Source organism: Stappia indica, assembly GCF_001696535.1.
Taxonomy (GTDB): Bacteria; Pseudomonadota; Alphaproteobacteria; order Rhizobiales; family Stappiaceae; genus Stappia; species Stappia indica.
The window spans coordinates 648,875-669,429 of record NZ_MBQE01000002.1 but is presented as its reverse complement, the minus strand read 5'-3'; the positions used below and the strand labels follow the sequence as shown (position 1 = coordinate 669,429).

Annotated in this window: 20 protein-coding genes; 11 read left to right on the top strand and 9 right to left on the bottom strand. The window is 68.3% G+C overall.

The window, feature by feature from the left end:
* Nucleotides 1–2: 2 nt before the first annotated feature.
* The 7 genes from kduI to BBX35_RS11010 all read left to right on the top strand — a co-directional run bounded on the left by kduI (nt 3) and on the right by BBX35_RS11010 (nt 7,176).
* On the top strand, nt 3–827 hold the full coding sequence (gene kduI, locus BBX35_RS11040) for a 5-dehydro-4-deoxy-D-glucuronate isomerase (RefSeq protein ID WP_067219752.1): 825 nt from the start codon (nt 3–5) through the stop codon (nt 825–827).
* Nucleotides 824–1,567, top strand: a complete 744-nt coding sequence (kduD, locus tag BBX35_RS11035; RefSeq protein ID WP_067219749.1) for a 2-dehydro-3-deoxy-D-gluconate 5-dehydrogenase KduD — start codon at nt 824–826, stop codon at nt 1,565–1,567. Before kduI ends, kduD begins: the two co-directional genes overlap by 4 nt.
* Nucleotides 1,557–3,005, top strand: a complete 1,449-nt coding sequence (locus tag BBX35_RS11030; RefSeq protein WP_244271607.1) for a mannitol dehydrogenase family protein — start codon at nt 1,557–1,559, stop codon at nt 3,003–3,005. Before kduD ends, BBX35_RS11030 begins: the two co-directional genes overlap by 11 nt.
* Complete coding sequence (gene uxuA, locus BBX35_RS11025; RefSeq protein ID WP_067219746.1) at nt 2,998–4,191, top strand: mannonate dehydratase; 1,194 nt, start codon at nt 2,998–3,000, stop codon at nt 4,189–4,191. Before BBX35_RS11030 ends, uxuA begins: the two co-directional genes overlap by 8 nt.
* Entirely contained in the window at nt 4,184–5,746 is a 1,563-nt protein-coding gene (locus BBX35_RS11020) for a UxaA family hydrolase (RefSeq protein WP_067219743.1), read from the top strand. Before uxuA ends, BBX35_RS11020 begins: the two co-directional genes overlap by 8 nt.
* Nucleotides 5,747–5,814: 68 nt before the next feature.
* Entirely contained in the window at nt 5,815–6,813 is a 999-nt protein-coding gene (locus tag BBX35_RS11015) for an HWE histidine kinase domain-containing protein (RefSeq protein ID WP_341871219.1), read from the top strand.
* Between the two features lie 9 nt (nt 6,814–6,822).
* Complete coding sequence (locus tag BBX35_RS11010; protein ID WP_067219739.1) at nt 6,823–7,176, top strand: response regulator; 354 nt, start codon at nt 6,823–6,825, stop codon at nt 7,174–7,176.
* Nucleotides 7,177–7,359: 183 nt separating this feature from the next.
* Here the strand turns inward: BBX35_RS11010 and BBX35_RS11005 are convergent, their stop codons facing one another.
* The 9 genes from BBX35_RS11005 to BBX35_RS10965 all read right to left on the bottom strand — a co-directional run bounded on the left by BBX35_RS11005 (nt 7,360) and on the right by BBX35_RS10965 (nt 15,093).
* Complete coding sequence (locus BBX35_RS11005; protein WP_067219737.1) at nt 7,360–7,569, bottom strand: cold-shock protein; 210 nt, start codon at nt 7,567–7,569, stop codon at nt 7,360–7,362.
* A 279-nt stretch (nt 7,570–7,848) separates the two neighbouring features.
* The gene (locus BBX35_RS11000; protein ID WP_067219735.1) at nt 7,849–8,334 is read right to left on the bottom strand and encodes a VOC family protein; all 486 of its coding nucleotides are present in this window, start codon (nt 8,332–8,334) and stop codon (nt 7,849–7,851) included.
* A gap of 23 nt (nt 8,335–8,357) precedes the next feature.
* Nucleotides 8,358–8,819 carry a YybH family protein gene (locus BBX35_RS10995; RefSeq protein ID WP_067219733.1) on the bottom strand — a complete coding sequence of 154 codons (462 nt, stop codon included), beginning with the start codon at nt 8,817–8,819 and terminating at the stop codon, nt 8,358–8,360.
* Between the two features lie 75 nt (nt 8,820–8,894).
* Nucleotides 8,895–9,563 (bottom strand): TetR/AcrR family transcriptional regulator, encoded by a 669-nt coding sequence (locus BBX35_RS10990; protein WP_083206206.1) that lies wholly within the window; start codon nt 9,561–9,563, stop codon nt 8,895–8,897.
* A gap of 1,119 nt (nt 9,564–10,682) precedes the next feature.
* Nucleotides 10,683–11,591 carry a LysR family transcriptional regulator gene (locus BBX35_RS10985; RefSeq protein WP_067219731.1) on the bottom strand — a complete coding sequence of 303 codons (909 nt, stop codon included), beginning with the start codon at nt 11,589–11,591 and terminating at the stop codon, nt 10,683–10,685.
* Nucleotides 11,592–11,719: 128 nt separating this feature from the next.
* On the bottom strand, nt 11,720–12,412 hold the full coding sequence (arsH, locus tag BBX35_RS10980) for an arsenical resistance protein ArsH (RefSeq protein ID WP_425274579.1): 693 nt from the start codon (nt 12,410–12,412) through the stop codon (nt 11,720–11,722).
* A gap of 38 nt (nt 12,413–12,450) precedes the next feature.
* Nucleotides 12,451–12,876, bottom strand: a complete 426-nt coding sequence (arsC, locus tag BBX35_RS10975) for an arsenate reductase (glutaredoxin) (RefSeq protein WP_067219728.1) — start codon at nt 12,874–12,876, stop codon at nt 12,451–12,453.
* The gene (locus BBX35_RS10970; protein ID WP_067219726.1) at nt 12,873–13,238 is read right to left on the bottom strand and encodes an ArsR/SmtB family transcription factor; all 366 of its coding nucleotides are present in this window, start codon (nt 13,236–13,238) and stop codon (nt 12,873–12,875) included. The genes arsC and BBX35_RS10970 overlap by 4 nt, the downstream gene beginning before the upstream one ends.
* Before the next feature lie 121 nt (nt 13,239–13,359).
* Nucleotides 13,360–15,093, bottom strand: a complete 1,734-nt coding sequence (locus BBX35_RS10965) for a Na/Pi cotransporter family protein (protein WP_067219724.1) — start codon at nt 15,091–15,093, stop codon at nt 13,360–13,362.
* Nucleotides 15,094–15,354: 261 nt separating this feature from the next.
* On the opposite strand from BBX35_RS10965, the gene BBX35_RS10960 reads away from it, so the two are divergent.
* The 4 genes from BBX35_RS10960 (at nt 15,355) to BBX35_RS10945 (ending at nt 20,507) form a co-directional block, all read left to right on the top strand.
* Nucleotides 15,355–16,170 (top strand): inositol monophosphatase family protein, encoded by an 816-nt coding sequence (locus BBX35_RS10960; RefSeq protein ID WP_067219722.1) that lies wholly within the window; start codon nt 15,355–15,357, stop codon nt 16,168–16,170.
* Nucleotides 16,171–16,247: 77 nt separating this feature from the next.
* Complete coding sequence (locus BBX35_RS10955; protein ID WP_083206204.1) at nt 16,248–17,291, top strand: ABC transporter substrate-binding protein; 1,044 nt, start codon at nt 16,248–16,250, stop codon at nt 17,289–17,291.
* Nucleotides 17,275–19,446: an ABC transporter permease gene (locus BBX35_RS10950; protein ID WP_067219719.1), complete on the top strand. Its 2,172-nt coding sequence runs from the start codon at nt 17,275–17,277 to the stop codon at nt 19,444–19,446. The genes BBX35_RS10955 and BBX35_RS10950 overlap by 17 nt, the downstream gene beginning before the upstream one ends.
* On the top strand, nt 19,446–20,507 hold the full coding sequence (locus BBX35_RS10945) for an ABC transporter ATP-binding protein (protein ID WP_067219716.1): 1,062 nt from the start codon (nt 19,446–19,448) through the stop codon (nt 20,505–20,507). The genes BBX35_RS10950 and BBX35_RS10945 overlap by 1 nt, the downstream gene beginning before the upstream one ends.
* Nucleotides 20,508–20,555 lie beyond the last annotated feature (48 nt).

Genomic DNA, 20,555 nt, shown 5'->3' with positions numbered 1-20,555 from the left:
CCATGCTGAGCGTCGAGACCCGCCACGCCGTCCACCAGGACCATGCCAAGGGCATGGACACGGACGAGCTGCGCCGCCACTTCCATGCCGGGGACCTGTTCCGCGACGGCGAGATCCGCCTCGTCTACACCCATTACGACCGCTTCGTGCTGGGCGGCGCGGTGCCGGGCGCCGGCAAGCTCACCCTCGACAAGGTCGAGGAGACCCGCACCGCCACCTTCCTGGAGCGGCGCGAGATGGCCGTGGTCAATATCGGCGCCACCGGCGAGGTCTCCACGCAAGAGGGAAGCTGGACGCTGGAGCGCGGCGACGTGCTCTATCTCGGCATGGGCGCCGGCCCGGTCACCTTCTCCGGCGGCGGGCGGTTCTACATCACTTCCGCCCCGGCCCACCGCACCCTGCCCACGCGGCTGATCCGCCTGTCGGAGGCCAACAGCCTGAAGCTCGGCGCTACCGAGACCTCCAACAAGCGGACCATCAACCAGTTCGTCCATCCGCTGGTGATGGAAAGCTGCCAGCTCGTGCTGGGCTATACCACGCTGGAGGACGGCTCGGTGTGGAACACCATGCCGGCCCATGTCCACGACCGGCGGATGGAGGCCTATCTCTATTTCGACATGACGGAGGATCAGCGCGTCCTGCACCTGATGGGCGAGCCGCAGCAGACCCGCCACCTCATCGTCGCCAACGAGGAAGCCGCGATCTCGCCGCCCTGGTCGATCCATTCGGGCGCCGGCACCGGCAGCTACACGTTCATCTGGGCGATGGCCGGCGACAACGTCGACTACAAGGACATGGATTTCGTCAGCATGGCGGAGATGAAATGAGCACCTCCTTCTCGCTCTCCGGCCGCAAGGCGCTGGTGACCGGCGCCAATACCGGCATCGGCCAGGCCATCGCCCTCGCGCTGGCTGCAGCCGGCGCGGAAGTGACCTGCGCCGGCCGCCGCTCCTGCAGTGAGACGGTCGCCGCGATCGAAGCTGCCGGCGGCCGTGCGACCTCGCGGACCCTCGATCTCGCCAACCCGATGGCGGCCCGCGACGTCTTCGCCGGCACGGGACATTCGCTCCTCGTCAACAATGCCGGCATTATCCGCCGCGGGGACAGCGTCGACTTCACCGAAGACGACTGGGACGCGGTGATGGACGTCAATCTCAAGGCGCTGTTCTTCACCACCCAGGCCTTCGCTCGCGACCTGCTGGCGCGCGGCGAGGGCGGCGCGGTGGTCAATATCGCCTCGATGCTGTCCTTCCAGGGCGGCATCCGCGTGCCGTCCTACACCGCCGCCAAGCACGGGGTTGCGGGGATAACCAAGATCCTCGCCAACGAATGGGCAGCCAAGGGCATCAACGTCAACGCCATTGCGCCCGGCTACATCGCCACCAACAACACCAAGGCGCTGCGCGAGGACCCGGACCGCTCCGCCGCGATCCTCGACCGCATCCCGGCCGGCCACTGGGGCGCGCCCGAGGATATTGCCGGCACCGCCGTCTTCCTCTGCTCCCCGGCCGCCCGCTACGTGCACGGCGCGGTGATCCCTGTCGATGGAGGCTGGCTTGCCCGCTGACCTGCCCCGCCTGAAGCCGCGCCGCGAAGGTCCCCGCCCCGGCACCGGCATCGTCCATCTCGGCCTCGGCGCCTTCTTCCGCGCCCACGGCGCCCTCTATGTCGCCGAGGCGATGGCCGCATCCGGCGGCGACTGGGGAATTGTCGGTGTCTCGCTGAAGCGGCCCGACCAGCGCGACCGGCTGGCGCCGCAGGACTTCGCCTATACCGCGCTGGAGCTCGCCCCCGGCGGCGAGGTTCCGCGTATCGTCGACGTGCTGGCCGGCGTCCTCGTCGCGCCGGAAGACCCGGAAGCCGTGGTCGCGCTGATGGCCGCCCCCGCCACCCGGATCGTCACCCTTACCGTCACAGAAAAGGGCTATTGCCACGAGCCGGCGACCGGGCGCCTGTCGCTCGCCCATCCCGACATCGCGGCCGATCTTTCCGATCCGGCCCGGCCCGCCTCGGCACTCGGCTTCCTGGTGCGCGCGCTCGCCCGCCGCCGCGATGCGGGGATGAAGCCCTTCACCGTGCTGACCTGCGACAACCTTCCCCACAACGGCGCGATGCTGCGCGGCCTGGTGCTGGAGCTGGCCGAGCGGATCGACCCTGCCCTGTCCGCATGGATCGCGGCGGAGGGGCGCTTCCCCTCCACCATGGTCGACCGCATCGTGCCGGCGACAAGCCCGGCCGATCTCGACCATGTCGCCCGTCTGATCGGCTGCCGCGACGAAAGCCCGGTGCTGCACGAGCCGTTCCGCCAGTGGGTGATCGAAGACGATTTCGTCGGCGGCGACCGGCCGGACCTTGGCGCAAGCGGCGCGGAACTCGTCGCGGACGTCGCCCCGTACGAGCTGATGAAGCTGCGCTGCCTCAACGGCACGCACAGCTCGCTCGCCTATCTCGGCTATCTCGCCGGGCACGAGACCATCGCCGACACCGTCGCGGATCCCGCCTTCTCGGCCTTTCTGGATCACCTGTGGGCCGACGAGATCCTGCCCGGTCTCACCCCGCCGCCCGGCGTCGATCTCGCCGCCTATGCGGCGCGGCTGAAGGAGCGCTACGCCAATCCGGCGATCCGCCACCGCACCTGGCAAATCGCCATGGACGGCTCGCAGAAACTGCCGCAGCGCATTCTCGGTCAGCTGGAGGAAGGGCTTGCCGCCGGCCGGCCGATGTCGGGCCTCATCCTCGCGGTCGCCGCCTGGATGACCTATGTCGGCGGCACCGATCTTTCGGGAAACCCCATCGACGTGCGCGATCCCATGTCCGAGCGCCTGCGCGCCCTGTGCGATGCGGCCGAAGGCTCGAACGCCAAGGTCGCCGCCCTCTTGGCGCTTCGCGAGATCTTTCCGGCAAGCCTTGCCGGCAACACGGCGTTCCGCACCCGTCTCGTCGAGGCCCATGCGGGCCTTGCCGGGCGGGGCGCACGCACCATGGTCGAGGCCTGTCATGCTTGAAAGCTGGCGCTGGTACGGACCGCTCGACCGCATCGGGCTTCACGAGATTTCGCAGACCGGCGCGCGGGGCATCGTCACCGCGCTGCACGAGATCCCTTACGGCGAGATCTGGAGCCGGCAGGCCATCGCCGACCGCAAGGGCCTGACCGCCGCCAGCGGCCTCGACCTCTCCTGGCAGGTGGTGGAAAGCCTGCCGGTGCACGAGCGCATCAAGCGCGGCGAGGGCGACCTCGCCCCACTCTTCGCCAATTACCGCCAGTCGCTAGCCAATCTTGCGGCCGAGGGCATCTTCACCGTCTGCTACAACTTCATGCCGCTGCTGGACTGGACGCGCACCGACCTGGCGAGCCCGGTCAGGGGCGGCGGCACTTGCCTGCGCTTCGATGCGGCGCGCATGTGCGCGCTGGAAATGTTCATGCTGGAGCGCGAAGGCGCGGAAAAAGACTACCCGGAGGAGGTGCGCCACCGCGCCCGCCAGTGGTTCGAAGCCAGCGATGCGGCCGCGCGCGAGGAGCTCGTCGCCTCGATCATGGCGGGGCTTCCCGGCGCCTATGACCGCTACGACATCCCGGCCCTGCGCCGCGCGCTGACGCTGTATGACGGCATCGACGCGGAGGCGCTGCGGACGAATTTCGCCCGCTTCCTCGATGAAGTGGTGCCGACGGCGGCAGAGCTGGGGATGCGCCTCTGCGTCCATCCGGACGACCCGCCGCGCGACATTCTCGGCCTGCCGCGCATCGTCTCGGACGCCGACGACATCGCCTGGATCCTCGGCCGCGACGAGACGCTCGCGAACGGCCTGACCCTGTGCTCCGGCTCGCTCGGCGCCAATCCGGCGAACGACGTGCCGGCCATCGCCCGCCGGTTCGCCCCGCGCATCCATTTCGCGCATCTGCGCAACGTGGCGAAGGAGCCGGACGGCAGCTTCGAGGAAGCCGCCCACCTTGCCGGCGACACCGACATGGTCGCGCTCGCCGCCGCCTTGCTGGCCGAGGAGCGGCGCCGCTGGGACGAGGGCCGGCTGGACGCGGATATCCCCTTCCGTCCCGACCACGGACACGAGTTGCTGTCGGACTTCGACCGCGACACCCATCCGGGTTATCCTCTGATCGGACGCATGCGCGGGCTTGCCGAGCTGCGCGGCGTCGTCACGGCCCTCTCCCACCCCGGAACCCGCCATGCCTGATACCGAAACCGGCCTCGCCGCCCGTCCGCCGCTCGTCCTTTCGGAACGCGACAATGTCGCGGTGCTTGCCGCCCGCGCGGAGGCCGGCAGCGATCCGCTGGAGTTGGGAGCGCCGCTTTCGGCCGCCGTCGCGCCGGGGCACAAGATCGCCCGCCGCCCGATCGGGGCGGGCGAGCCGGTCGTCAAATACGGACAGGTGATCGGCTATGCCACGGCCCCGATTGCCGCCGGCGAGCATGTCCATTCGCACAATTGCGAGATCGGCGAGCACGAGCGCGCCTACCGCATCTCCGACAAGCTGGCCGAGGCGCGCGCCGCGATCCCGCGTCTCAACGACGGGGATATCGCGGGCAGCTTCCTCGGCTACCAGCGCGCCGACGGGCGCGCCGGCACGCGCAACATGATCGCGCTGGTCGCCACCGTGAACTGCTCGGCGACCGTGGTGCGGCGGGCCGCCGACATCCTCAACGCCTCCGGCATGCTGGACGACTGGCCGAACATCGACGGCGTCGTCGCTTTCGCCCACGGCACCGGTTGCGGCATGGCCTCAAACGGCCCGGGCTGGGAGATTCTCCAGCGCGTGCTGTGGGGCCATGCGACCCATCCCAATGTCGGCGCTGCGGTTTTCGTCGGCCTCGGCTGCGAGGTGATGCAGGTGGCGCGGATGAAGGCGCTCTACTCGGATGGCGCCGAGACCCGCTTTCACGGCCTTGCGATCCAGGAAAACGGCGGCACCCGTGCCACCATCGAGCGGATCGTCGAGACCGTGCGCGAGCTGCTGCCGGAGGTGAACCGCACCGCCCGCCGGCCGACACCGGTTTCGGCGCTGAAGCTCGGTCTGCAATGCGGCGGGTCGGACGGCTGGTCGGGGATAACCGCAAATCCGGCGCTCGGGATCGCCTGCGACCTCCTGGTGGCGCAGGGCGCAACGGTCGTCCTGTCGGAGACCCCGGAAATCTTCGGCGCCGAACAACTGCTTCTGTCGCGCGCGGCCTCAAGGGAAGTCGCCGACCGCCTGATCGAGCGCATCCGCTGGTGGGAGGACTATGCGGCGCAGAACGGCGCCTCGCTCGACCAGAACCCCAGCCCCGGCAACAAGGCCGGCGGCCTCACCACCATCCTGGAAAAGTCGCTGGGGGCTGTTGCCAAGGCCGGCGCCACGCCGCTGAACGAGGTGGTCGGTTACGGCGAACAGGTGAAGGGCCCGGGCCTCGTCTTCATGGACACGCCGGGCTACGACCCGGTCTCGGCGACGGGACAGATCGCCGGCGGCTGCCAGCTCGTCGCCTTCACCACCGGGCGCGGCTCGGCCTTCGGCTCCAAGCCCGCCCCGACCTTGAAGATCGCCACCAGCGACCGGCTCTACCGGGCGATGCGCGAGGACATGGACGTCAATGCCGGAGACGTGCTGGAAACGGGCGTTTCGCTGGCCGAGAAGGGCCGCGAGATCCATGATCGGCTGATCGCCGCTGCCTCGGGCGAACAGACGAAGTCGGAGGCCCTGGGCCTCGGCGACCACGAATTCGTGCCCTGGCAGATCGGCGCGGTCCTCTAAATCCTGACGGATGGAACCCCAGGCAACCACGTGCGTTGACCCGTTAGACAGGGTTCCAGATGACGCACATGGAAGAGCTATACCGAATACTCCGTAACAGCCACGTCCAGGCCCAGGGCATTGTCGATACGGTCTCCGAACCGCTTCTCGTCCTCGACGAGACGCTGCGGGTCCAGACCGCCAATCGCGCCTTCTTCGAGACCTTCCAGGTCGACCGCGACGAAACCATCGGCCAGCCGCTCCATGAGCTCGGCAACGGCCAGTGGAACATCGCAGACCTGCAGCGGCTGCTGGTCGAGGTCATCCCGCGCGCGGCCGCCATCATCAACTACGAGGTAGAGCACGAGTTTCCGGCGCTGGGGCGCCGAACGATGCTGCTGACCGCGCGGCGTCTGCACCATCCCGACAGCCCCAGCCGATTGATGTTGCTGTCAATTCTAGACGTCACCGAGCGCTACCAGCGCGATGCGGCTCGCGAGATGCTATTCGACGAGTTGCGCCACCGGATGAAGAACCTCCTGAGCGTCACGCAGTCGATCGCGCGGCAGACCAGCACCGAAAACCGCACGGCGGAAGAGTATCGCGACGACTTTCTCGGGCGCTTCGAGGCGCTGGTCGATGCGCAGGATCTGGCCTTCTCGGACCAGGGGGAAGGCGCGCTTTCGGCGCTGGTGGAGCGTGTCCTGATGCCCTACACGCCGCAGCCGGACGCCATCGTCGTGGAAAGCGGGAGCGCCATCCGCCTGGCGCCGCAAACGCTCCAGTCGCTGAGCCTCGTGCTGCACGAGCTGGCGACCAATGCGGCCAAATACGGTGCGCTCTCGGTCAAGGGAGGAACGGTGCGGATCGGCTGGCAGCTCGAGGACAACCCGAGCCAGTTGCACCTGAGATGGGCGGAAAACGGCGGCCCGCCGGTGACGCCGCCCGAGGATACCGGCTTCGGCACCCGGCTCATCCGCGCGGCAATTGCCTACAGTCTCGGTGGGAATGTGGAACAAGACTATGCCGAAGGCGGTTTGGTTACCCAGATCGTCATCCCGCTGGGGGAGGCCCATGTATCGCGTTGAAAGCCTGCCATGCCCGGAACAGTTCTCATCGTCGAAGACGAATTCATGATCGCGTTGGATCTGCAATTGCTGCTCGAGCGTCAGGGGTGGCGGGTCATCGGCCCGGCCGCAACGGTAGCCTCGGCGCTGCAACTGCTGGAAGACGAGACCCCCACCGTCGCCCTGCTGGACGTCAAGCTGGGAGGCAAGCTGGTCACGCCCGTGGCGGAATCCTTGCGCGCGCAAGACGTTCCGTTCGCACTGACCAGCGCCTACGAGGACCCGGAGCAGATTGCCGGGAAGGCGGTCGCCAGGGCGCCGAATGTTGGCAAGCCCTCAACCGAGCGCCGCCTGCTGGCGACGCTGGAAAAGCTGGCGGCCTGAACCCGACAGTCTGGCGTCAAGTCCGCAGGAAACCGCCATTTAAAATGCAAAAAGGCCGGGCGAGCCCGGCCTTTCCCATGTGCCTCGATGAGTGCTGCCAGTACATCCGTGGTCAGCGCTCAGAAGCACGATTTGTTCGCCAGGCGCCCGCTTCAGGAGCGCGCGGCCCGACGCTGCAGGTCCTTAAGCGGCCTGCAGGTTGTCGGCAGCAGCCTTGCCGCTGCGGCGATCGGTGACGATCTCGAAGTTGACCTTCTGGCCCTCGACGAGAGTGGTCATGCCGGCGCGCTCGACAGCAGAGATGTGAACGAAGACGTCGGGCTGACCGCCGCCCTGCTCGATGAAGCCGAAGCCCTTGGTGGTGTTGAAGAACTTCACGGTACCGGTGTTCATGGCGATTTCCTTTTCAGATCGCGAACGGGTAGGTGCCTGCCGCGCGAACTCCCGCGCTGCAAACGGTTCAGATCGATTTTGAGAGAGGAAGATCGCCGGACGCGCGACAAGCACGCTCAGGAACAAAGTTCAACAGCCAAGATCGATGATGCATATATGGACGGCAACGGTGTCCAAAACAAGGCCGCATTTTCGCGGGGGCAAAATAAATCGCGGCCGGCTGCGAAATCGGCCCCGCACCCGTGGCGCGGAGCCATTTTTCGGAAAGGCCCCGTTACCTCAGGCCGGCGCCCCCTCGCCGCACATCGCGCCCTTCGCCGCCTCGCGCAGGTCGTCGCCGAGAACCGTGCGAACCGGTGTCGAAACCGCCCAGCGATGGCCGAACGGGTCCTCCAGGAGGCCGTAGCGGTCGCCCCAGAACATCTCCGCCACCGGCATGACGAGGCTCGCGCCCGCCTCCACCGCGCGGGCGGCGACCGCATCCGCGTCCTCCACGATCATGTGCAGGGTCACGGCGCTGCCGCCGAGCAGGCGCGGGCCCTTGACGCCGCGCTCCGGCCACTCGTCGACCAGCATCACGGACGAGCCGTTGATCCGGAGGCAGGCATGCATGATGCGGCCGTCTTCGCCGTCGAGCCGCATCAGCTCGTGCGCCCCGAAGGCCGCCGTGTAGAAATCGATCGCCTGCGCCGCCCCGGCGCAGACCAGATGCGGGCTGAGGCTGTGAACGCCCTGCGCCGCGGCCCTCTCGATCACGCTTTCCATCTCTTCTCTCCCTTTATTTTCAGCTACTTGGCGCTACCACGATCCGCCGCGATGAAGGCGGCCTGCCCCGTCATCGGGTCGAAGGGCACGGAGACGTGCTCGTGGACAACCTGCCAGCGCCCGCGGACCCTGCGGAACACGGAGGTGATGCGCATGGAGCTCGTGCCGCAGGGATGCCCCTCCTCCTCCGGCACCATCCGGTGCAGGCCGTGGACGAGGGCCATGTCACCGCCGACACTCACCTCAAGCTCCTCGTGCCGCGAGGCGAACCGCTCCGGCAGATGGGGCATGCAGGCGTCCCAGGCCGCCTTGATCGCCGCGCGTCCGACCGTGCGATAGGGCGGAATGGCGTCGTAGAGCACCGTCTCTTCGGTGTAGGCGGCCGTCAGGGCCTCGGTGTCGCGCGCTTCAAGGGCCCGCGACCAAGCGGCGACCAGCGTACGGATCTCGACCTCGGCGGCCGCGTCATTGGCATGTAGGTTCATCGTCCTGCTCCTCCTTCGTCGGCTGCGCCGATCCTCCGCCCCCTGCCCTCGCACCCTGCAAACCATTGGTCCTGCTCAGGGATTCCTTCGGCCAAACAGCATCTCGACATAGGTCTTGAGATGTCCGATCGACTGGGCCGCCACCTCCGCTCCCATCCGCGCCTTGGCGAGAATGAAGCTGCCCTGGATCACCGCCTGGGTGTGCAGGGCGAGGCTTTCCGAACTCCAGGTCGCCTCGGGCGCATGGAGCTGCCGGGCCGCCTCGATGTCCTTTTCCAGCTCCGCCGCGTGACCGGTGATGGACCGGTCGCAAGCCTCGCGGATGGCCGGCACGGTCTCGTAGACCTCCTGCACCATCGTGCCGACGAGGCAGGTGAACTCCGGCACCTCACCCGCCAGAATCTCGCGGCGGAAGTCGATGTAGCCGAGCAGCCGGTCGAGCGGATCCTCCAGCGCGTGGTACGGCGCACGGGCGAAGAAGCCGTCCGTGGTGGTCGCCCAGTGGTCCGCCGCCGCTACCGCCAGCTCCTCCTTGGAGCGGAAATGATGGAAGAAGGCGCCCTTGGTCAGGCCCGCTGCCTCGCAGATATCCTCCACCCGCGTTGCGGAATATCCCCGCGTGCGGATCACCGTCAGCGCCGCGTCGAGAATGCGGATTCGCGAGGCTTGCGAACGGATTGCCGCCTTCCCGCCGGCCTTCGCGGTGCTGCCGTCTGTCCCCTGCACCTGTCGGTCGCTGTCCATCGTTCGCCGCCCCTTCCGTTCGGTCCGCGGGCCCCGCCGGCCCGTGCCGGCACCTTGCCCGCAGCGGCTCGGAAGTTCCATACCAACCGGTATGTAAATTACATACCCACCAGTCGGTATGTTGTCAAATGCGCGTTTGGGGAAAGCGGGACGGGTGGGGTGCGGCGGAAGGGTAAGTGGGGGGCGGGAGAGGTGAGCCGGGGCGGAGGGAGCGGGCCGGGCGGGAGGGATTGGTCTCGGGTCAATGGGGCGCACCGGGGCGGACTGGACGGGGCGGGCCGAGGCAGGAGGCGCGGCCTCAGGGCCAAGGCGGCCCGAGAAGCGAAAGTGCGGTTTAGGGGGGCGGAGTTGCGGGCCGGGCGGGCGCGAATGGGGCTCCGGAGGCGTAGGGGCAGCACCTCAGGCCAATCGCGAGGCGCTGCGGGCGACAACACAGCGAAACCGGCGACGCGGCGGCCAGCGGCGACGCGGCAAGTCTCCGGCAGCGCCTTGGGCCGGACTTGCGGGGCCGGCGCCATCCGGCAACCCGAGGCGCGGGGGCCCGGCGCAAAATGTGCCGGAAAGAAGCCCGAGACACCGCCAGATTGGCCCCGCCCCCGAGGATAAGCACGTAGGAAGCCCCGCTGACGGCAACCCGCGGCGCCAAGACACCAAGGCGGGGACAAGTGGCAACGGGAAGCGCAGAACCGCCCGAAACGGCCGTCTCGAAATTCAGCACGTCCAGGATGCCGGCACGCGGACACGCGGGCGCTCCACGGCGGGGAAAGGCGCGACAGGCGAGCGGGGAGATCCCGTGCCGGCCAGAGCGCGAGGCCGCAGAGCGCGAGGTCGGCGAAACGGCCGGTCGCAACAGCAAGACGGAAGCGGCGCAAGGGCCGAAACGGCCAAAAGATGCGCGTCAGCCCTCGGCAGCGTGAAAGGCGCATGCGAATGCGCCTGCCCCATCGACCCTGCCATTTCGGATAAGCCCCGGGGAGAGAAAGCCGGCGCCGGCGGGGACAGACCCGCTCGCCTGCGGCCGCCGGGGTGCGGTTTGGAGCTTGCGGATTTCGAGACGAATTTTGCAAAATCCCGTCTCGAAATTCGGAAAATTCGAGTTTCGGCTCTCGAAATTCGCTTTTACACGGCGAGCTGGCGGGCAACGTCCGACAGGGCGGCGAGAAGCGGCGTCAGCGGCTCGCGCTGGACCATGACCAGGCCGACCGGCTCGCCCTTGTCCTCCCCCTCGCCTTCGGGATGTCCCCGCCCGCCGGAAATCGGCACGGCGGCGATGGCTCCGGCGGAGACGAACATCCCGGCGAGCTTTTCCGGAACGACCGAGGCCCACTTGCCTGACATCACATGGGCGACGAGGGCGATGATGGAGTTGGATTCGACCTGCGCCCTCGGTGTGATGCCGGCGGCGGCCAGATGGCGGTCGACGATAGCGCGGTTCTGCATGTCGGGGGTGAGCAAGCAGAGCTGCTCGCCGCCGAGCTCGTGCCAGCCGATCCGGTCGCGGGCGGCCAGCGGATCGGACACGGAGACAAGCAGACGATAGCGCTCGGCGTAGAGCGGCAACACGGTGCGGCGGCGCCGGGCGTCGGCATCGAGATAGGTGATGCCGGCATCGAGGTCGAGCCGGTCCATCTGGTCGAGGATCTCGACCGAGGTGCGCGAGAAGATCTGGAAGCGCACCTGCGGATGGCGCAGCGCATAAGGAGAGACGAGTTCCGCCACCATGGGCAGCGCCGTCGGGATGACGCCGATGCGCAAGGTGCCTTCCAGATCCGAGCGGACGGCGCGCATCTCCTCGCGCAGGGCCCGCATGTCGCCGACGATCCGCAGGGCCAGAAGGTGGACGCGCTCGCCCTCCGGCGTCAGCCCCTGGAAGCGCGAACCGCGATGCACGAGCTGGACGTTGAGCTGGTCCTCGAGCTGACGGATGGCCGAGGACAGCGTCGGCTGGGTGACGCCGATGCTCTCGGCGGCGCGTCCGAAATGACGCTCGCGCACCAGCGCAATGAACATTTCCAGCTTGTCGATCATACCCGCCGCACCCGTTTCCGCCCTTTATCGACGGTCTGCCCTTTGGCTGCCGTCGCATTTGCGCCGGACGATAACACGGGCACGACCGCAGCGGGCGCCGGCGGCAGGCAAGGACAGTGGAAACCGCGTCAGATCGAGCGCTGGTTGACGCGCGCCGAGACCTCCGCTGCCGTCTCGACCCGCTCCGAATAGCGGTCGACCAGAGCGCCAGAGCGCCCGCGCACCATCAGGGTGAACTTCACCAGCTCTTCGGTGACGTCGACGATCCGGTTGTAATAGGAGGACGGCTTCATCCGGTCGTCCTCGCCGAACTCGGCGAAGGCGCGGGCGACGGAGGACTGGTTGGGAATGGTGACCATCCGCATCCAGCGGCCGAGAATGCGCATCTGGTTGACCGCGTTGAAGCTCTGCGAGCCGCCGCAGACCTGCATCACCGCCAGCGTCTTGCCCTGGGTCGGGCGGATGCCGCCGAGCGACAGCGGCAGCCAGTCGATCTGCGTCTTCATCAGGCCGGTCATCGCCCCGTGCCGCTCCGGCGAGACCCAGACCATGCCTTCCGACCACATGGCGAGCTCGCGCAGCTCCTGCACCTTGGGGTGCGCGGGATCGGCCCCGTCGACGAGCGGCAGGTCGTGCGGATCGAACATCCGCGTCTCGCAGCCGTGCCAGTCGAGCAGGCGACGGGACTCCTCCGCAACCAGCCGCGAGAAGGAGCGCTGGCGCAGCGACCCGTAGAGCAGCAGGATGCGCGGGGGATGGAAGGCCTCGCCCGGCAGGGCGTAGTCGGCCGGGTCGACCCGGCGCATCTGCGAGAAATCGATGTTCGGCAGGTCGGCGGCGGCAAGATCGGCGACGAACCTCACGAGGCGTCTCCGGAAGCGGAGCCGGCCACGACGACCTCGCCGTCCTCCTTGCGGAAGGTGCCGATCGCCGCATTGGGCAGGATCTCCAGCACCGTCTCCGACGGACGGCACAGGCGAATGCCCTTTTCCGTGACGACGATGGGCCGGTTGACCAGAACCGGATGCTCCAGCATGGCGGCGAGGATCGTCTCGTCGTCGACGGAGGGGTCGGTGAGGCCGAGTTCCTCGGCCGGCGATTTCGACACGCGCAAGGCGGTGCGCGGTGTCAGACCGGCGCCGGCGAACAGCGCCTGAAGCTGCGGCCGGGTCCAGCCGGTCTTGAGATATTCGATGACGACGGGCTCCTCGCCGGAGGCCCGGATCATCTCCAGCACGTTGCGCGAGGTGCCGCAGGCGGGATTGTGGTGAATGACGATGGTCATGAGTTTCCTTCGGACAAGGCGGCGGCCGGCGCGCAACAGGCCGGCAACGCGGCGAGGACGGGACGGCAGACATCGGGCGCGCCGCCGCAGCAATCTTCCATCAGGAAGGCAAGCAGCGCCGTCAGTCCGCCCATGTCGGCGAAATAGCGGATCGACCGGCCCTCGCGGCTGCTGTGCAGCAGGCCGGCGCGGGTGAGGATCGCAAGATTGGTGGAGAGCGTGTTCTGCCGCACATCGAGGGCAGCGGCGATGTCGCCGGCGGACATGCCCTCCCCGCCGGCGCGGATCAGCAGGCGCAGGACGTCGAGACGGGTCTCCTGTGACAGGGCCGCGAAGGCCGAAAGGGCGTCTTTCTTTTCCATAATTCGAGAATACTAGATATATCGTGCCGGTCAAGACCGGCAGTGGCGCGAGGCACGAATGCAAAACGGCCGCGCGGAGATCCGCGCGGCCGTCATGGCTGCAATCGCAAGAGGCGGGATGTCAGGCGGGCTGGGCGCCGCTGGTGCCCGCGTCGCGGAACTCTTCGGGCTTCGTCTCGCGGCCACCCGGCGCCGGCGCAGGCGCCGAGGCGCGCAGGCGCGTGTCCGAAAGCTCGCCGCAGGCCTCCAGGATCGGCTGGGCGACGACGACGAAATGGCCATGGATGCGCTTCAGGTCGCGCAGCACGTCCATGTGGATCGAGGTCGTCTCCATCGACAGCTTCACCCCGTCGCGCAGCCGGGCGTAGTGGCGCTCGGCATAGTGGCGCTCGAGATCGCGGATGGTGGTCTTTTCGGCGAAGAGCCGACGCGCCAGATCCGTGTCGCCGGTGGCGAAGACGTTGAGCGCGGTGGCGAAGTTCGACGCGACCCGGGCATGGAAGGCGCGAAGGTCCGCAAGGCCCTCCGACGAGAAGGCGAGGTTGCCGCGCCCCTTCTTCTCCGCCAGTTCCAGCAGCTGCTTGTCGATGACGTCGCCGATATGCTCCAGGTTGGTGGTGAAGGAGAGGATCTCCATGAAGCGGCGAGAATCCTCCTCCGACATGCCCTTGCGGGACATGCGCACCAGATGCAGCTTGATCGCCTCGTTGACCGCGTCGACCGCATCGTCCGAGGTGCGGATCTCGCGGATCAGCTTCGGATCGCCGGTCTCCAGCGCCTCCATCGACTTGACCAGCATCGCCTCGACCCGGTCGCCCAGCGCCAGCGCCTCGCGATGGGCGGCGGCCAGCGCCTCGGACGACATGTCGGTGGCGGCGCTGCCGAGATAGCGCGGGCGCTTGGGATCGGCCGGCTGCGCCGCGGCGGGAACCAGCCGCTCCAGCAGGCGCGACACCGGGCCGACCAGCGGAATGAAGATCAGCGCGACGACGATGTTGAAGGCAAGGTGCACATCGACGGTCAGCCGCGCGCCGACCAGCCCGTGGCTGGTGGCGATGTCGGCGAGCACGCCGGAGAACGGCACCAGCACGGCCGCAACGACGCCGCGCATCAGCATGTTGCCGAGCGGCACGCGCTTGGCCTCCGGCGCCCCGCCCCAGTTGGCGGAAAGGGGCGCTGCGGCCGCGCCGACATTGGCGCCGAGCACGGCGGCGATGGCCAGCGTCGGCGTCACCGCGCCGGTGAGCGCCAGGGTGGCGATGACGAGAACGACGGCGAGCGAGGAATGCGCCGCCCAGGTGATGCCGGCGGCAAGGATTGCGGCCAGCACCGGCTCGCTGCCGAGCGCGGCAAGCACGAGGCCGAAGGTCTCGGACTCGGCCAGCGGCACCACGGTGAGCCGCAGGGTCTGCAGCGACAGGGTGAGCAGGCCGAGACCGATCAGCGCCCGACCGATGCACTGGGCCCGGTCGGCCTCCATCGACAGGAACATGAAGACGCCGGCGGTGACGAAGACCGGCCAGAGATAGGAGACGTCGAGCGACAGGAGCTGCGCGGCGATGGCCGAGCCGACATCGGCGCCGAGCACCACCGCCAGCGCCATGGCCAGCGGAACGAGGCCGCTGCGCGAGAACGAGGTGAGCAGCATCGCCGTCGCCGTCGCGCTCTGCATCAACACCGTGACGCCGGCGCCGGCAAAGGCCGCCATCGTCCGGTTGCGCGTTGCAGACGCAAGAACCGCCCTGAGGGAGGAGCCGAACGCCCGCACCACCCCGGTGCGTACCATCCGCACGGCCCAGATCAGCAGCGCCACGCCGCCGATCAGCTGCACGAAGACCGCACTCGCACTCATCATCTTTCTGTCGTCCTCTTGTCGCGCCGGCTGTCGCGGCAACCGCGCCTGTCGCTTTTCGGGCTCTTGTCCCGGGAGCGGCAATCGCCGATTGCTATTGGCGCCGGCGCCATGATCCGGTGTCCTGCCTCCGATTTTCCGGCCAGACTGGTGATTCTGACAGGGAATAATGGCGGCAACATGCCGAGGAAATCGCTTTTCCGTCGGCTGAATACGTGGAAAAACAATGATGACAGATATTTGTCGGCTAAGTAAGAGGAAAGCATGAGCGGATCCGCTAACCCCGAAGTGACGTTGCGTTTCCTTGCTCTTCAGGGACTTGCCGCGGAAGCCGCGGCCCTGGCGATGCGGTATTTCGAGAACCGCGACGCCATGGCGATCTCCCTGAAAGGCGCCCAGGACTGGCTCACCGAGGCCGACGGCGCGGTCGAGGCGCTGATCCGCGCACGCATCGCCGAGGTCTTCCCGCAGGACAGCGTGCTGGGCGAGGAAGGCGGCGGCGAGGTGAGCGAGCGCATGTGGATCGTCGATCCCATCGACGGCACCGCCAATTTCGCCCATGGCGACAACACCTGGTGCATTTCCATCGGCTTCCTGCTCGACGGCACGCCGGAGCTCGGCTGCATCGCCGCGCCCGCGCTCGGCGAGACCTTCCTCGCCCGCCGCGGCCATGGCGCCACGCTGAACGGCAAGCCGATCAAGGCGGCCGCCACCGAAACGATCACCCGCGCCACGGTGGAACACGGCTGGTCGCCGCGCCTGCCGGTCGCCGGCTACATCGACAACGTCCGCGCCCTGTTCGAGGCCGGCGCCAACGTCAAGCGCTCCGCTTCCGGCGCGATGGGCCTTGCCTCCGTCGCCTGCGGCCGCAGCGACGGCTATCTCGAAGGCCACATCAACTCCTGGGACGTGGCCGCCGGCGTCGTCATCGCCAGCGAGGCGGGCGCCCGCGTCAGCAACTTCTTCAGCGGCGACTGGACCCGCGGCAACCCCATCGTCGTGGCAGCGCCCGGCATCGCCGAGGATGCGGCCCGCGTCACCGGCCTGCCCCTGGAAACTTCCGTAAAGACAGGAGATTGACGACCGGCCCTGCGCCGTTCAAGCTGAGCCAACGAATGCACAGCTTTGCAATGATGCATCGTAATGGGAGGAGAACCATGAAGATCACCGTCAGCCTGCAGGCGCTTGCGTCTGGTGCCGCCTTCGGCCTCGCCGGACTGATGTGGGCCGTGCCCGCATCGGCCTCCGGAGAGCTCACCGTCTACTGCTCCGTGCAGGAAGAATGGTGCCGCCCGATGGTCCAGGCCTTCGAGCGCGAGACCGGCATCAAGGTCAACATGACCCGCAAGTCCTCGGGCGAGACCCTCGCCCAGATCAAGGCGGAAGCCGCCAACCCGCGCGGCGACGTCTGGTGGGGCGGCACGGGCGATCCGCATCTGCAGGCCGCCGAGGAAGACCTGACGGTCGAGTACAAGTCGCCGATGCTGGACCAGCTGCAGCCCTGGGCCGTGTCCCAGGCCGAGCAGTCCGGCCACAAGACCGTCGGCATCTATGCCGGCGCGCTCGGCTACTCGTTCAACACCGAGATGCTGGCCTCCACCGGCGCGCCGGAGCCGACCTGCTGGTCGGACCTGCTGCGCGAGGAGTTCCGCGACGAGGTGCAGGTCGCCAACCCGAACTCGTCCGGTACGTCCTACACGATGGTCGCGACGCTGGTGCAGCTGATGGGCGAGGACAAGGCCTTCGAGTACATGAAGGCCCTGCACAAGAACATCAACCAGTACACCAAGTCGGGCGCTGCGCCGGCGCGCGCCGCCGCCACCGGCGAGACGCTGATCGGCATCACCTTCCAGCACGACGGCGTTACCCAGGTCGTCCAGGGCGCACCGGTCAAGGTGGTGTCCCCGTGCGAGGGCACCGGCTACGAGATCGGCTCCATGTCGATCATCAAGGGCGCCCCGAACATGGACAACGCCAAGAAGTGGTACGACTGGGCGCTGACCCCGGCCGCGCAGGAAATCGGCGCGTCGGCGAACTCGTTCCAGGTGCCGTCCAACAAGGGCGCCAAGGCTCCCGAGCAGGCCCCGGACCTGTCGTCGGTCAAGCTGATCGACTACGACTTCGCCAAATACGGCTCGTCGGCCGAACGCACCCGCCTGCTGACCAAGTGGGATGCGGAGGTCGGTGCCGCGCCGAAGTAAGGCGCGCACCGTCCCCGACCGCGACAGCATCGCGATGATCGACCGTTTTCCGGTGATCCTGGCCGCTGCCGGGCTGATCGGCCCGGCGGTGCTGGCCTACCATGCCGACGACGGAACCCGCCTGGCCGGAGCGCTTGCCTCCGGCCATGTGGCGCCTGCGCTCGGCTGTCTGGCGCTGGTCCTTGCGGCCGGCGCGAGCCTTGCCGGGGCCCAGCGCGCAAGCGCCCTTGCAGGGGCGATCGGCGGCACGCTGGCGCTCCTCGCGATGATCCTCGCCGGCTTCTTCCCGGCCTTGGCCACCGGGATCGGCTTCGCCGGAACCGAGGTCGGCCGCGCCATCGGCCCGGGCGCGGGCATTCTCGCCCTCGCCCTGGTCGCGCTCATTGCCGGCGCCATCGCCCGCTTCGGCGCCTTCAGGAACGACCGCTTCGTCTCGGTCAGCGTGATCACCATCGGCGCGCTGGTGGTGATGTTCGTGTTCTGGCCGGTGCTGCGGATGCTGTCCGAGGCCTTCCACGGGGAGAGCGAGGCGCGCGCCGCCGTCTTCCTCGACCGGCTGCTGCAGGGCGACATCTGGTCGCTCGCCTGCCTGTGGTCGACGGCCCGCTGCGGCGTCGCGCCCAACACCGTCATTCTCGGCGTTCTCGCCGCCTTCTTCTCCACGACGCTGGCGCTCGGCCTTGCCCTGATCGCGGTGCGCACCAATGTGCGCTTCCCGCGCGCCTTCGACGCGCTCGCCATCCTGCCGATCATCACGCCGCCCTTCGTCATCGGCCTTGCGCTGATCGTGCTGTTCGGGCGCACCGGCCTCATCACCACCGCCCTGTGGGACTGGTTCGGCATCCCCCGCTCGCGCTGGCTCTACGGCCTGCCCGGCGTGTTGCTGGCGCAGGTCCTGTCGCAGGTGCCGCTGTCCTTCCTGATCCTGGTCGGCTCGCTGAAGGCCCTGTCGCCGACGCTGGAAGAGGCCGCGCAAACCCTGCGCGCCACCCGCACCCGCATTCTCCTGACCGTGACGCTGCCGCTGCTGCTGCCGGCCATCGCCAACACCTATCTGCTCGCCTTCGTCGAGAGCCTTGCCGACTTCGGCAACCCGCTCGTGCTCGGCGGCAATTTCGAGGTGCTGTCGACCAAGATCTTCTTCGCCGTCGTCGGCGCCCAGCACGAGCCGGGCCGCGCCGCGGTGCTGGCCATGGTGCTGCTCGCCTTCACCCTCGCCGCCTTCCTGGTGCAGATGCGCCTGCTCGCCAACGCCTCCTTCGTCACCGTATCGGGCAAGGGCGACAGCGGCGTGCCGGCCGCCCTGCCCAAGGGTCTGCCCGCCGGCCTGTGGAGCATCATCATTCCGTGGATCGGTCTGACCATCGCGGTCTACTCGATCGTGCTGATCGGCGGCTTCGTGAAGGATATCGGCCGCTTCGACATGACGCCGACGCTCGATCACCTGCGCACCGGCTTCCTGGTGGAATGGACCGACAACGGCCTGTTCTGGGCAGGCTCGGCCTGGGACAGCTTCTGGACCACGGTGCTGGTCTCGGCGGCCGCCGCCCCGCTGACGGCGATCATCGGCCTCCTGACCGCCTATGTTCTGGCGCGCCAGAAGTTCCGCGGCCGCAGGTCGCTGGAATTCCTGACCATGCTGTCCTTCGCCATTCCCGGCACGGTGATCGGCGTCGCCTATATCCTCGCCTTCAACGTGCCGCCGGTGGAGATCACCGGCACCGGCTTCATCCTCATCGCCTGCTTCGTCTTCCGCAACATGCCGGTCGGCGTGCGGGCGGGCATCGCCGCGCTGTCGCAGATCGATCCCTCGCTCGACGAGGCCTCGGCCACCCTGCGCGCCAGCACGGGGCGCACGCTGATGACCGTGGTGCTGCCCCTGATGAAGCCGGCCATCGTCGCGACGCTGATCTTCTCCTTCGTCCATGCGATGACGGCGGTCTCGGCGATCATCTTCCTCGTCACGGCGCGCTACAACATGGCGACCGCCTATATCGTCGGCCGGGTGGAGGCCGGCGAGTACTCGCTCGCCATCTCCTACTGCGCCTTCATGATCGTCTTCATGATCGCCGCCATCGCGGCCATCCGTCTCCTCGTCGGCGAGGCACGGCTGGGCCGGCGCGGCAGCGAATCCATCGCCGCAGGGGGACACTGATGGGACCGGCAAGCCTCGACTTCATCGGCGTCACCAAGCGCTACGGCGCGGTGACCGCCGTCGACGACGTCTCGTTCCGCTGCGAGGCCGGATCGCTGACCACGCTGCTCGGCCCCTCCGGCTGCGGCAAGACCACCACCTTGCGCATGATCGCCGGGCTGGAGCTGGCGAGCGAGGGGAAGATCCTGATCGACGGCAAGGACGTGACGCACCTGTCGGCGGCCGAGCGCGACGTCACCATGGTGTTCCAGTCCTATGCGCTGTTCCCGCATATGAACGTGCTGGACAATGTCATGTACGGGCCGCGCTCGTCCGGCATCGGCAAGGCGCAGGCGGCCGAGATGGCGCGCGAGAAGCTGGGCCTGCTCGGCCTGTCCGGCTTCGAGAGCCGGCTGCCGTCGGAACTGTCCGGCGGTCAGCAGCAGCGCGTCGCCGTCGCCCGCGCGCTGGTGCTCGAGCCCTCGATCCTGCTGTTCGACGAACCGCTGTCGAACCTCGATGCGCGGCTGCGCCGAAAGGTGCGCGAAGACATCCGCGCGCTGCAGAAGGATCTCGGCCTGACGGTGGTCTATGTCACCCACGACCAGGAGGAGGCGCTGGCCGTCTCCGACGAGGTCATCGTCATGTCCAATGCCCGCATCGCCCAGAAGGCGAGCCCGCGCGATCTGTGGAACGCCCCGGCGAACCTCTTCGTCGCCGACTTCATCGGCGATGCCAATGTCGTCGACGGCACCATCGCCAGCGTTGCCGGCGAGACGGCGGTGCTCGACCTTGCCGGCGCCAGCGTCGAGGCGCCCGCGCGCGGGCTCACACCCGGCCCGGTGAAGATCGCCGTGCGGCCCGACGCGCTGCGCCTGGCACCGCTCGAGGCGGGCGATGCCGGCGGGCTGACCGGAACGGTCCGGACCGCAAGCTATCTCGGCAAGCACATGGAATACGAGATCGAGACGCCGCTCGGCGAGCTCTTCATCACCGCCCCTGCCGATGGCGACGAGGTCGGGGTGGGCGCCGCGGTGCGCCTGCTGCCCAAGGGGCACGGCATCGCGGTCATTCCGCAATAGCCGGACCGGCTCCGCCCGATCCGCAGGCGCGGCGAAAAACCCCGCCGC

What these genes read in the sequence shown, in the direction of transcription:
- BBX35_RS10995 (WP_067219733.1), bottom strand. Translation starts at nt 8,819, where the DNA reads ATGAACCTACATGCCAATGACGCGGCCGCCGAGGTCGAGATCCGTACG.
- kduI (WP_067219752.1), top strand. Translation starts at nt 3, where the DNA reads ATGCTGAGCGTCGAGACCCGCCACGCCGTCCACCAGGACCATGCCAAG.
- BBX35_RS11000 (WP_067219735.1), bottom strand. Translation starts at nt 8,334, where the DNA reads ATGGAAAGCGTGATCGAGAGGGCCGCGGCGCAGGGCGTTCACAGCCTC.
- BBX35_RS10965 (WP_067219724.1), bottom strand. Translation starts at nt 15,093, where the DNA reads ATGATGAGTGCGAGTGCGGTCTTCGTGCAGCTGATCGGCGGCGTGGCG.
- BBX35_RS10960 (WP_067219722.1), top strand. Translation starts at nt 15,355, where the DNA reads ATGAGCGGATCCGCTAACCCCGAAGTGACGTTGCGTTTCCTTGCTCTT.
- uxuA (WP_067219746.1), top strand. Translation starts at nt 2,998, where the DNA reads ATGCTTGAAAGCTGGCGCTGGTACGGACCGCTCGACCGCATCGGGCTT.
- BBX35_RS10970 (WP_067219726.1), bottom strand. Translation starts at nt 13,238, where the DNA reads ATGGAAAAGAAAGACGCCCTTTCGGCCTTCGCGGCCCTGTCACAGGAG.
- arsC (WP_067219728.1), bottom strand. Translation starts at nt 12,876, where the DNA reads ATGACCATCGTCATTCACCACAATCCCGCCTGCGGCACCTCGCGCAAC.
- BBX35_RS10985 (WP_067219731.1), bottom strand. Translation starts at nt 11,591, where the DNA reads ATGATCGACAAGCTGGAAATGTTCATTGCGCTGGTGCGCGAGCGTCAT.
- BBX35_RS10990 (WP_083206206.1), bottom strand. Translation starts at nt 9,563, where the DNA reads ATGGACAGCGACCGACAGGTGCAGGGGACAGACGGCAGCACCGCGAAG.
- BBX35_RS10955 (WP_083206204.1), top strand. Translation starts at nt 16,248, where the DNA reads ATGAAGATCACCGTCAGCCTGCAGGCGCTTGCGTCTGGTGCCGCCTTC.
- BBX35_RS11020 (WP_067219743.1), top strand. Translation starts at nt 4,184, where the DNA reads ATGCCTGATACCGAAACCGGCCTCGCCGCCCGTCCGCCGCTCGTCCTT.
- BBX35_RS10945 (WP_067219716.1), top strand. Translation starts at nt 19,446, where the DNA reads ATGGGACCGGCAAGCCTCGACTTCATCGGCGTCACCAAGCGCTACGGC.
- BBX35_RS11015 (WP_341871219.1), top strand. Translation starts at nt 5,815, where the DNA reads ATGGAAGAGCTATACCGAATACTCCGTAACAGCCACGTCCAGGCCCAG.
- kduD (WP_067219749.1), top strand. Translation starts at nt 824, where the DNA reads ATGAGCACCTCCTTCTCGCTCTCCGGCCGCAAGGCGCTGGTGACCGGC.
- BBX35_RS11010 (WP_067219739.1), top strand. Translation starts at nt 6,823, where the DNA reads ATGCCCGGAACAGTTCTCATCGTCGAAGACGAATTCATGATCGCGTTG.
- BBX35_RS11005 (WP_067219737.1), bottom strand. Translation starts at nt 7,569, where the DNA reads ATGAACACCGGTACCGTGAAGTTCTTCAACACCACCAAGGGCTTCGGC.